Source organism: Bacteroides sp. RTP31139st1_H2_RTP31139_211217 (assembly GCF_040227615.1).
Taxonomy (GTDB): domain Bacteria; phylum Bacteroidota; class Bacteroidia; order Bacteroidales; family Bacteroidaceae; genus Bacteroides; species Bacteroides uniformis.
Genome location: NZ_JBCNZM010000158.1, coordinates 1 through 11,316, shown reverse-complemented (window position 1 = coordinate 11,316; position 11,316 = coordinate 1). Strand labels below are relative to the sequence as shown.

The window sequence follows — 11,316 nt, the reverse complement described above, 5'->3', positions numbered from 1 at the left end:
AATAGAATAGGTACGTTTCCAGCAAATTAAGTTTTCCTGCGATATTAGATGTTATTTTTCTGTATGAGGTCATTAGCAACCGTATGTTTATAGTTAGTAAAATAAATATCTCCTTTCTTTACCAGTCTTCTGTAATGGTGGTTTCCGAAGTAGCTTTTCGCTTCTTTCTGATTCGTGAACGTCTGTTTTGTAGGCAAATAGATAATCATAGGCAATTAAATATGAGATTTTGAGAATTAACCAATCTGTCCCGATTTGAAAAATCGGGTAGGTAGGTATTTATATTTAGGTATTTATATGCGACCCACCTAAGATGAACACTCCGCACCCCCTAAAATGAACACCTCCTTTTTGAGAATCAGAACCGGATTTTGAGGATGCTGTTTTTGTGAGGTTGGATTTCTGTTTTTTCAGATATGCTATCTTATTTATTGTATTAAAAAGCTCCAAGTAGAATCGGTGCAATCATTAGTTATAGAGAAAACCAACCATTTTTAGTGATTATAGGAAAGACACGGTTTGCATCTGTCCTATAATCTTGTATAAACGTAAGATGACTTTCTGTATATGCAGGTGCAGGTACTTTTTTAAAGCAGGGTATATATAGGAATTTCTTCATAAAAAAGGTACTCGCCTATATGCCTTTCCGCATGGTCAGTTGATAACCTTTTATATTTTTCCGCTTGCTTTCCACCGCATGAAAAAAATCAAGAATGGTATGTGATGTTACCGCTTTCTTTGGGACAATGCCAAACAGCTTAAAAATCCTGCCGATTTCTTCCTTTATGAATTTTCGGGAATACCATTTGCCCGTTTCAAAAGAGTTGTATATCATCTGTGAGACTTCTGTTCCCGTAACTTTGGCATGGTAGTCTGCAATAATCATTGCTTCCTTTATTTTCTTGCGGTTATATTTCAACCGTTCAATTTCTTGCTTGCCTATCTTGTTGTATGCTTCCACTATAAAACTGTCCGCTTGTTCCAAGTCCCTTTTGAATTGGTATTCCATTTCCGTTTGGCATTCACCAAGCAATTCAAGCTGTTGTACCATTATCTTACGTTTCTCTTTGATGGAATTTGACTTGTTGCTACGTTGCAGTCTCTCATAGTCACCGAGTTTATAATCCAAAATGCTATAATTATTTATGGTAAAAGCATCGCAGTTCTTGTATGCTTCATGCAGATTATCGGGACAATTATAATATCCTTTCACCAGTTCCGTATTGATGTAGTTGTCTATCTTGAAGTATTTGGTTCTTCCTTTCTCGTCCAGCATCTCCGCATAGGGCAGACTGGTAAGTACTGTACCGTATGCGTCTTTTGCGGAAACGGTGGTCGCATAGTCATAATGATTCTGTAATATATCGTACACGTCTTTCCAACACGAAATACGTCCTTTAAGTTCTTCCTTGCTTCTTACCATGAAATTGCGGTTGGTGTTGCTGATATGGTGGATAGAGGACACACCGTTTCTGAATCTTCCCACACATTGAATCGTGTCCGTATTCGGGTCAAATGCGGTATAGTCCGCAAAATAACAGTCTGTCAGTAATAAGATGGTCGGCTTCTCTTCAAGTTCAATATCCACCGCATTATAAAAACGTGAAGTGAGCCAGTTATAACGCCTCATTATGTCCTTGTCCCATATATCGGAAACATTCTCAAACTTCAAGCCTTTCAGCTTTTCCACACTCTTTTCAGAACAGAATACTGCGGATTCGTCCAATAAGTCAAGTTGCTGCATCAGTGAATAGATGGTATCTGTAGAATTACAGAATACGAAACAATTACCTTTCAGACCTGCAAACACTTCTTTTGCTGCCTGCAACAGATTATTGGTAGCATGGAGATTCATGCCTTTTACATAGTCGAATGTAGGCTTGATGGTAATGGTCTGAAATTTCTGTTCTTCAAAACGTGGGTCTGTAAACTCGATGGGAGTGGCAGATACCAAGGCTTTCTGTTCACATTCAAAAAATAAGTCCATAGGCAATGTTATATCGGGACGAAAACCTGAATCTTTGACTATCTTATGGCATTCATCAAACAATAGAAAGCTGTTATAGCGTATATCCATATCCATTTCTTCAAATGCTTCCTGCACCTTGTGGAAACTTTCGGGAGTGGTGAGTATCTTGAAATGTTTACTCTGTTTGATGCTCCTTTCCATATATGCCACTATGTCATCCGCATAGACACCATCAAAAACACCGAAAAGATTGTCTTTCCCATGCTTCGGGTCTTTACACTTTCCGCTGATAACGGGTTTGTTCGGCTCTATGATGATTGAATTGCGGTGTGCTTTCAGTTCTCCATAAGTAGCACCAAGTCCCGTAAGTTTCTTATATAATATGGTGTTGGTGGGGATTTCGGGCAGTATCTCTGTCAAGTATTGGATTTTTCCGTTTGCTTCCTTGCTGACTGTTATCTCTTTGTTCTTCATTTTTCTTATACTTAAATAGTTAATAAAAAAGGGGGAAACTCCCCCCCCCCTTTACTTTTGGTTGTTTAGATAATCTGTTTATGCTCACGTAAATAGTCCAATGTCTCATCTGTCCGCTTGATTCTGAACATTATCTTTCCCTTGAAGCAAGGAAGAATCGCACTGATAGATTCGGGATGCTCTCTAAACAACGGGACATATTGTATTGTCTTGCCAGCGTCAATCATTGCTTTCAGTATTTCAAGCTGGAAGTCCTCGTTCTCATCCAACGTGTCCGCTTCTTTCGGGTTTGTATCGAAGTCTGTCACGTCACTATAGAACAAGTAGTTCAACAAGCCTTGATAGGATGCGCTTTTCAGTTGGTATTTGAATCCTGCCACGTGAGCGGATTCTATCCATGCACAACGTGTATTGTCTTTGCTACCGTAGAACTTCACTATCAGTTGTTCCTTACGCTTCATCATTTCCTGCAAGGTGTTGTATGCGCCTTGATTGTCGTAAACTTTAACAGAATTATCTGTTCCAATGCCATAATTAAATTTTTCCATTTTCTTAAATTTTTAAATTGATAAATCAGTTAATTCAATCATAGACTTTGGCGCCTTATTGTCTCTGATTGACATTGCAAAATTAGATAGGAATTTAGGGGTAACAAAGGAATTTGCCGAATGCCCATGTGTGTAGAAAACGTGCCCATTCCAGTACGCAAAAAAAGTGCGTACCAAAAAGGACAGCCCTTTCAGTACGCATTTCTACTATGGTTTTATGTATGTTGTTTAAGAAACTACCATGTAGTTATTAGCTATGACAGACGGAAATTTCTCGTTCTTGTATCTTCTAAGGAGATTGGATAACATTCTGTTCTTGTTGCCCTCTGAATCGTATTCTTCATTATACCTCTTGCCATCATAGCCTACGGTATAGATAAGTCTTGAAATAAGCATCATCTTGTCTTTAGATACCTTTACCTTTTTGTTGGGTATGGTAGTAGCCTTTCTTCTCTCAATGAAGAACAGAAACATATCTGTAAACTTCCACTTCTTATAAGATATGTCAAGACTGAACTTGTCCGTAAAGCTGATTTTTGACGATAAGTCGTTTCTGATAAAGCCCTCCAAACCTATGTCTTTTAATTGTTTAATCATGGCTTCTCTATCTTGTTCGCTATGTATAATATCGCTATATGTATTGGCAAAATGTTGTAAAGCTGCTTGAATTATTCTGATTGTGTCTTCCCTTTCAACAATATAGCTTTTCTTGTTGTTCTTCTTTAAGGTGATACTGGTAGCTTCCAATAGATTGGCATGAAAATAGCTAAAGTCCTCCAATACGGACTTATTTAATGCAGGTGCATTTGTACCAATATCCTCTATAAAATCATATACGAAAAGAAGTAGATACCAAAACTTACTAACGTCCAACTTATACGTTTCAATGGTATTCTGTAAATCTTCGTTGGTTAGAAACTTCTCTTTGAAAGAATCATCCAGCTTTCTGTATTCTCGTTTCTTGTATTCTTCCAAAGTTCCTTTGAAAGTTTTCATTTCTTGTGTTCTCTCGTACCTTTCTTCAACGGACAAGTTTCTTTCCGCATATCTGTTGGCGAATATGGCAGGTGCGGAAGATTCTACAGGTATCATTCCCATATCTGTTTCTGCATAATCGGGCAGGAAGTGATTGGCTACTTCCCACACATATTCTAATAGTGGTTCAGCAAGGCATTTGTAGCTTTCATGCCAAGCCACTTTTAAATCGGGCAATTCTTCTATCTGATACATAGTGTATTCATATTAGTTATACTGCAAAATAAAAGAAAAGTCTGCAATCTTTAGCGGATTACAGACTTCTTTTTCGTTATAGCAGGTTCTTCATTGCATTGTTTATCTGCTCATTGTCGAAACTATCTAAATAAACTTGTGTTACTCGTTCCGAACTGTGTCCCATAATCTGCCCTATGATAGCGGTTGATATACCTGCTTTCTTCATAATGGTAGCTTGGCTATGTCTTGCAACGTATGTGGTGATTGGAATAGGTATGCCCAATTCTTCGCCAATCTGTTTTAAGCGTTTATTTACTTTGGTGATAACTTTATGCAGTCTGTTGGCTTTCTCTTGTTCCGTTGTATGTCTGTTAGAAAATATCGGGAAGAGATAAGGGTTGTTCTTGCTGTGATACTTCTTAATAAGTTCAACCGCTTGTGGAACTAACGGTAATTTGATGAGCTTACCCGTTTTGCTTCTTTTATAGACAAGTCTGTTGTCTATGATGTTCTTCTGTGTGAGATTGGCTATATCCACAAAGTTAATGCCACCCATGTAATAGGTGAAAGCAAACAAGTCTATGGGTAGGCGCATAAATCTGTTGTCTGTCTGATATTGCAACACTCTGTTTATGTCCTCTTTGCTTAACGCTCTTTTGGCTGTTTCTTGATTCAACTTAGATACTTTGTATTTCTTGAAAGGGTAGTGTTCCGCTTTTACCATATCTTCTTGTATGGCATAATTATAGATGGTGCGCAATGTTCTGAATCGTATGCCGATGGTATTCTCCGCAAGTCCGCTGTTTCTAAGCCATGTCTCGTATTTCTTTAGCCAAGCAACATCTATATCTGTGAAATGAATATTCAGATGTTTATTGTACTTGATGAGTGAATTGTACACTTGTTTAACAGAAAGCATATATCCACGTCTGTTTTCTTCTTGAAGAAGTCGGAGATACTCATTAAATGCTTCTTCTACCGTTTTCGGTTTAACTGAATTGGAAATTTGTTCGCTTAATGTATTGGCGGTAAACAGTTTATCTTCTGATTTTAGTTTAACTATTTCCGTTTCGTACTCTTTTTTCTTGTTAGCTATGAGTATGTTAATATGCTCTCTGTCAGGGCAATTCGATTTTGGGACATTCTTTTCAAAGTTCCAGTGTTCTGCTCTTACAGACACACCAAGACTGACATACTTCTTTTTGCCATCCTTGCAGATACGAATCATAAGCGGATATTCACCATTACTAAGAGTTTTTGACTTGTAACACAGTACATTAACCGTTGTAGCCATATTGATTTCCGGTTTAACTCTTGGTTTAACTCTGATAGCGAAAAGTGGCTAAATCCGTGGAAAAACAAGGTAGTATATAAAGAAAAAAGCAGCTACCTTATTAGTAACTGCTTGATAATCAATCTTTTAAAGTGGTGCCACCAGGAATCGAACCGGGGACACAAGGATTTTCAGTCCTTTGCTCTACCAACTGAGCTATGGCACCATGTTTATCTCTTTTGCGGTTGCAAAGGTAGTGAAACTTTTGGACTATGCAATAGCTTTCATAATAAAAAACGCTGATAATTGGCTATATGGCTAATTATCAGCGTTTATGATTTGAGAAAAAATACTGAAAAAGTTTTATAGTTATGCTTTTTCCGCTTCTTCTTCCTTCAAAGGATTCCATCCTTGTGCTTTGAGTTCAAACTCTTGACCGTCACGGGTAATTAGGGCGCAGCCTAATTCCGGTTTGGTGATATGGCCAATCAGCTTGACGCCTTCCATTTCGGCAACCTTTTCATGGTCGGCAATGGGGACGGTGAACAATAACTCATAATCCTCGCCTCCGTTCAGTGCACAAGTGCTCAGGTTCATATTGAATTCTTCTGCCATTACAGCCGTCTGATAGTCGATAGGAATATGTTCTTCGTAAACTCGGCAACCCACTTTGCTTTGGGTACAGATATGCAGTAATTCCGAAGAAAGTCCGTCCGATATATCCATCATGGAGGTGGGTTGTATACCTTCTTCTGCCAGTTTCTGAATGATGTCACGGCGTGCTTCGGGCTTCAGTTGACGTTCCAGAAGATACTCCTTCCCCGAGAAGTCCGGTTGCAAGTCTTTGTCACCTCCTTTGAGCACCGCCTTTTCGCGTTCCAAAAGCTGTAGTCCCATGTAGGCGGCACCCAAGTCGCCGCTGACGCAAATCAGGTCGGTTTCGCGGGCACCATTGCGGTAGACCACTTTTCCTTTCTCACCCTCGCCTATGCAGGTGATGCTGATGGTAAGCCCAGTATAGGAAGCGGAGGTGTCTCCTCCCACGATGTCAACATCATATTCTTCGCAAGCCAAACGGATGCCGGCATAGAGTTCCTCCATGTCTTCTATACTGAAACGCTTGGATATGCCCAAGGAAACGGTAATCTGCTTCGGTGTGCCGTTCATGGCATAGATATCAGAGAAATTGACTACGGCCGATTTATACCCCAAATGCTTGAGCGGTACATACACAAGGTCGAAATGGACGCCTTCCATCAGCAAGTCGGTAGTAACGAGCACTTCCTTTTCGGCCGGGTAGGAGAGGACGGCGGCATCATCTCCGACACCATATCGGCTCGACTCGTTCTTTAGTTCAATGCCTTCGGTGAGGTGTCGGATGAGGCCGAATTCACCGAGGGTAGCTATTTCTGTTCTCATGCTTTCTTATGCTCTATTAATCAATTCACGCATAATCTCTGTCATTCTCGGTTGCGCCTCGTCCGCAGCTTTCTGCACTTCTTCGTGAGAGACTTCTACGATTTTACCTTCTACCCCCAAGTCTGTAATGACAGATACGCCGAACACTTTGATTCCGCAATGATTTGCCACGATGACTTCCGGCACGGTGGACATGCCCACTGCATCGGCACCCAGAATATGGAACATCTTGTATTCCGCAGGTGTTTCGAATGTGGGACCTTGCGTACCGATATAGACACCGTGCTGAACCTTGATGCCCTTTTCTGCCGCAATGGCGTCGGCCTTACGAATCAGCTCTTTGTCATAAGCTTCGCTCATATCCGGGAAGCGAGGACCGTAAGGTATGTTTTTGCCACGCAATGGATGTTCGGGGAAGTAGTTTATATGGTCGGTGATAATCATCAGGTCACCGATCGCAAAGTCCGGATTTGTGCCGCCACTGGCATTGGAAACGAATAAGGTCTTGATACCCAGTTCGCGCATTACACGTACCGGGAAGGTTACTTCCTTCATGGAATAGCCCTCGTAAAAATGGAAACGTCCCTGCATCGCCATGATGTCTTTATGGCCCAGTTTGCCGAAGATAAGTTTTCCGCTGTGTCCCTCTACGGTAGAGATGGGGAAATTGGGGATTTCTTCGTACCTTATCTCATACTTTTCAGTGATTTCACCGGCAAGACTGCCGAGTCCGGTACCGAGGATGATTGCTGTCTCAGGCTGGGTGTGCATCTTTCCCTTCAGAAAGGCTGCTGTTTCTTGAATGCGCTCTAACATAGCCAATAATGTTTTGGTTAAATATATATTGTTGATTTTGTAAGATTTCTATTTCTATCGGCAGCACGTAGATGTACGGCTTTAGTGTTTCGTCCAGTGCGGGATGGAGTTTCAACCTTGCCGCATCTTTCTCCGTGGTGATTATCAGTCTTTTCCACTCTTCCAGGTGCTGGAATTGTTCCTTTATTTGCAATAAATCCTTGGGAGTAAAGTCATGATGGTCATCAAATGCCAGCAATTTGACGTGTGGCGTGTAAGATTCCACTTCTTTCTGTAAGGGGGCGGGGGAGGCGATGCCTGTCACCAGCAGTACTTGCTCGTCTCCGGTGAGGGAGGAGAGCACTTTCCGGCTGTTCGTTTTCTCGGGAAATAGCGGTGTCAACATTCCATAGCGGAATCTGGAGAAATACAGTTGTTGGTATGGATAGAGGTGGAGCCGTTTAGCTATGATGTTGAAGTCTATCGGCTTGATATCATCCGGACATTTGGTAACGATGACCATCTGTGCCCGGTTTTTACCGCTTGAAGGTTCGCGGAGTCTTCCGGCAGGGAGCAAGGCATCATCGCACAGTAACCGGTGAAAATCAGTTAGTAGAATGTTCAGCCCAGCTTTTACATGGCGATGTTGGAAGGCATCGTCCAGGATGATGGCTTCTACAGTGGGATTTTCCAGTTTCAGCAGTTGCTCAATGCCGTGGCAACGGTTTTCGTCTACCGCTACCCGTGCATTGGGGAATTTATTTTTAATTTGATACGGCTCGTCACCTATTTGGCGTACATTGCTCTTGTCATCGGCCAATACATAGCCTCGGCTTTTACGCTTGTAACCCCGACTGAGGGTGGCTACATTTACTCCGTTTTTTTGTAATAGCTTTATCAGATATTCGGTATGTGGCGTCTTGCCAGTTCCGCCCACAGCAAGATTGCCCACGCATATTACTGGAACGTCAAAACTCTTTGACCGGAGCCAGCCCCAGTCAAAGAGTTTATTTCGCAAGCATACCCCTATCCCATAAAGCCATGATAGGGGATATAGCCAATGATATATCTTGATAAAGTTTTCCTCCATTTATTGAATATTCAGTTCAAAGGGGACACGTGCTTGTATACGGTCACATTTGTCAAAATTCTCCAGGACGCTGAACTGCTGGTATATCTCGCCCATTGTGCCTTTCAGCATACGTGCTTTGATGTAGTTACCCGGATTGGTGTTCATCAGACTTTCAAAGAAACTTTCCTTTTTCGGATAGCTCATCACGGTATAGGCATCTACTCCGGCCTTTGCAATGGCAATGTCCAAAGCTTTGTCCAAACCACCCAATTCGTCGACTAGTCCTAGTTCCTTGGCCTTGCTTCCGGTCCATACACGGCCTTGGGCAATTTTATCCAGGTCTTCCTTGCTGATGCCTCGGCCATCGGAGCAGCGGGTGAGGAAGAGGTCATATCCGTTGTTCACATACATTTGCATCAGCCCTTTTTCCCCGTCATTCATCGGGCGTGTCAGCATGCCGAAGTCTGCGTATTTATTGGTTTTCACTACATCAAAATTTACCCCGATTTTATCAGTCAGCCCCTTTGCGTTGGGGAACATGCCGAAGATGCCGATAGAACCCGTCAGTGTGGTAGGCTCGGCCACGATGGTGTCTGCATTACAAGAAATGTAGTAACCTCCTGAAGCTGCATAGTCACCCATGGAAACAATGACTGGTTTCTCTTTCTTCAATTCGCTGACGGCATACCATATCTGTTCTGAACCATAGGCGCTTCCGCCCGGTGAGTTTACGCGTAATACTACAGCTTTTACATCTTCGTCATCTTTCAGCTTGCGCAGGTCTTTAATCACCTTTTTAGAGTCGATGCCTTCTTCGCTGGAGGCAGAAGATGAACCACCGTCAATTTCTCCATAGGCATAGTATACGGCAATCACATTTCCACTTTTGTCTTTGGGAACATTCTTCTTTACGTTAATCATGTCCTGCAAACCAAGTACGGGCATGCGGTCGTCTTTGTCGATGCCTACCATCGCTTTCAGGTAGTTGCGCACATCATTCTTATATATTAATGTATCGACCAGTCCGCATTGCACACTTTCTTCTGCGGGATAGAACATCAACATGCGGTCGGCAATGGCGTTCAGTGAGTCTACAGATATTTTGCGTGATTCTGCAACATCATTGGTCACTTGTCCCCAGATGGAGGTCAGGTAAGCGTCGATTTGTTCACGGTTGGCAGGGCTCATTTCGGTAGAGATGAAAGGCTCTACAGCCGATTTGTAGGTACCTACTTTGAATATCTGCATTTCTACTCCGATTTTGGCCAGCAAATCCTTGAAGAACATGGGGGTAGCGGCCAAGCCCCTCCACTCGACCATACCTTGCGGGTTCAGCAACACCTTGTCGGCTACACTTGACAGATAATAAAGACCTTGGGAATAGCTGTCACCATAAGCCACGATGAATTTTCCCGATTCCTTGAAATCCTTCAATGCATTGCGTATTTCTTCGCGTGAAGCAAATCCTGCACCCAGCGAAGTCGCTTCTATATAGATACCTTTAATGTCGTCATTCTCTTTTGCTTTTTTGATAGAAGAGAGGATATCATCCAGGCCATAAGTCTTATAATTGTCTCCCATAAGGGCATCGAACGGATTGTCTTGGCTGCGTTCAGCCAGTGCACCATTCAAATCCAGCATCATAATGGAGTTTTTGCGTACTTGCGTTTCTGACTCCGAAGATGATACCATGCTGAAAACCACCAGAATACTGCTGAAAACTAAAACAACGACTGATACGATGATGCCGGTAATGGTGGCAAACGTAAATTTCAGAAAATCTTTCATTGCACTTTATTGTTTTTAGTATGCTAACTTTTAAAAGCTAACAAAGATAAATAATTAGGTTGATATTTACCCTATCTGTCGCTGAGTTTTTCGGTTTGTCACAGTATTATGGGAGATTTCATTCTCTTTTCTTTTATCTTTGAAGTATTTCATTTCGTTCTTTATGGATAGTTAGTTTCTAAAATGCCAGATATAATTGCTATCTCTTTACTTTCTGAGTCTGTTTCTCTAAAAACTAATCTTTCCACAGCAATGTTCTTTTCTTACCACAGCTGTGGAAAGAAAGAAACGCGGGTGTGGTAAGAAAGAAACATATCTGTAGTGAGAAAAGTTGTTCAGTAGTTCTCGTTTAGTATCCGGGCTTTCCGGATGTAGCCTTTCGCAGGTTTATTGTCAGTTCTCTTTGGGCTCCTCAAGCGTGGTGCCGGCCGTTCAGTGGTCTATGTCAAGGGGTGAACTTAGTATATTCCGATGCGCGCGCGTATATATATAATGTGTCCCTTTCCTTCCTGCCTTTCTTTCCCTTTAAAAAATATGCTTTAAAACATATCTATCAATCAGCTAGTTATGAAAAAGTTCACGTAAACCCTCAAAAAAAGCTTGTATATATTTTGCAGATGTCCGTAAAAGCCCTACTTTTGCATCCGCTTTCGGGAACGAAGGCGGCGATGTTTTGACATTCTGACAGTAAAACGGAGCGGTAAGCTTCCATTTTTCTCTTCTTTGCCATAGGTTTCTTTCGGAACTTCGGCCTTGGAAAAGAAAA

The 11,316-nt window shown here is 41.7% G+C and carries 9 protein-coding genes and 1 tRNA gene; all 10 read right to left on the bottom strand.

What is annotated here, in order from left to right; translation table 11 throughout:
- Positions 1-634: 634 nt before the first annotated feature.
- Positions 635-2,443: a DEAD/DEAH box helicase family protein gene (locus tag ABUA47_RS19705; RefSeq protein WP_347774845.1), complete on the bottom strand. Its 1,809-nt coding sequence runs from the start codon at positions 2,441-2,443 to the stop codon at positions 635-637.
- Between the two features lie 65 nt (positions 2,444-2,508).
- Positions 2,509-2,991: a hypothetical protein gene (locus ABUA47_RS19700; RefSeq protein WP_347774843.1), complete on the bottom strand. Its 483-nt coding sequence runs from the start codon at positions 2,989-2,991 to the stop codon at positions 2,509-2,511.
- A 228-nt stretch (positions 2,992-3,219) separates the two neighbouring features.
- On the bottom strand, positions 3,220-4,221 hold the full coding sequence (locus ABUA47_RS19695; protein ID WP_347774841.1) for a hypothetical protein: 1,002 nt from the start codon (positions 4,219-4,221) through the stop codon (positions 3,220-3,222).
- A gap of 76 nt (positions 4,222-4,297) precedes the next feature.
- Positions 4,298-5,497: a site-specific integrase gene (locus ABUA47_RS19690; protein ID WP_349824553.1), complete on the bottom strand. Its 1,200-nt coding sequence runs from the start codon at positions 5,495-5,497 to the stop codon at positions 4,298-4,300.
- Between the two features lie 132 nt (positions 5,498-5,629).
- Positions 5,630-5,702, bottom strand: a tRNA-Phe gene (locus ABUA47_RS19685).
- A gap of 143 nt (positions 5,703-5,845) precedes the next feature.
- The gene (gene thiL / locus ABUA47_RS19680) at positions 5,846-6,895 is read right to left on the bottom strand and encodes a thiamine-phosphate kinase (RefSeq protein WP_005828671.1); all 1,050 of its coding nucleotides are present in this window, start codon (positions 6,893-6,895) and stop codon (positions 5,846-5,848) included.
- A gap of 6 nt (positions 6,896-6,901) precedes the next feature.
- Positions 6,902-7,711: a purine-nucleoside phosphorylase gene (locus ABUA47_RS19675; RefSeq protein ID WP_035450333.1), complete on the bottom strand. Its 810-nt coding sequence runs from the start codon at positions 7,709-7,711 to the stop codon at positions 6,902-6,904.
- Positions 7,650-8,780, bottom strand: coding sequence for a tetraacyldisaccharide 4'-kinase (lpxK, locus tag ABUA47_RS19670; RefSeq protein WP_009037013.1), 1,131 nt, complete (start codon positions 8,778-8,780; stop codon positions 7,650-7,652). The genes ABUA47_RS19675 and lpxK overlap by 62 nt, the downstream gene beginning before the upstream one ends.
- On the bottom strand, positions 8,781-10,550 hold the full coding sequence (sppA, locus tag ABUA47_RS19665) for a signal peptide peptidase SppA (protein ID WP_009037012.1): 1,770 nt from the start codon (positions 10,548-10,550) through the stop codon (positions 8,781-8,783).
- A gap of 561 nt (positions 10,551-11,111) precedes the next feature.
- Positions 11,112-11,316: hypothetical protein (locus ABUA47_RS19660; RefSeq protein ID WP_349831927.1), on the bottom strand; the 205-nt coding region annotated here is incomplete at its 5' end.

What these genes read in the sequence shown, in the direction of transcription:
- ABUA47_RS19705 (WP_347774845.1), bottom strand. Translation starts at nt 2,443, where the DNA reads ATGAAGAACAAAGAGATAACAGTCAGCAAGGAAGCAAACGGAAAAATC.
- ABUA47_RS19700 (WP_347774843.1), bottom strand. Translation starts at nt 2,991, where the DNA reads ATGGAAAAATTTAATTATGGCATTGGAACAGATAATTCTGTTAAAGTT.
- ABUA47_RS19695 (WP_347774841.1), bottom strand. Translation starts at nt 4,221, where the DNA reads ATGTATCAGATAGAAGAATTGCCCGATTTAAAAGTGGCTTGGCATGAA.
- ABUA47_RS19690 (WP_349824553.1), bottom strand. Translation starts at nt 5,497, where the DNA reads ATGGCTACAACGGTTAATGTACTGTGTTACAAGTCAAAAACTCTTAGT.
- thiL (WP_005828671.1), bottom strand. Translation starts at nt 6,895, where the DNA reads ATGAGAACAGAAATAGCTACCCTCGGTGAATTCGGCCTCATCCGACAC.
- ABUA47_RS19675 (WP_035450333.1), bottom strand. Translation starts at nt 7,711, where the DNA reads ATGTTAGAGCGCATTCAAGAAACAGCAGCCTTTCTGAAGGGAAAGATG.
- lpxK (WP_009037013.1), bottom strand. Translation starts at nt 8,780, where the DNA reads ATGGAGGAAAACTTTATCAAGATATATCATTGGCTATATCCCCTATCA.
- sppA (WP_009037012.1), bottom strand. Translation starts at nt 10,550, where the DNA reads ATGAAAGATTTTCTGAAATTTACGTTTGCCACCATTACCGGCATCATC.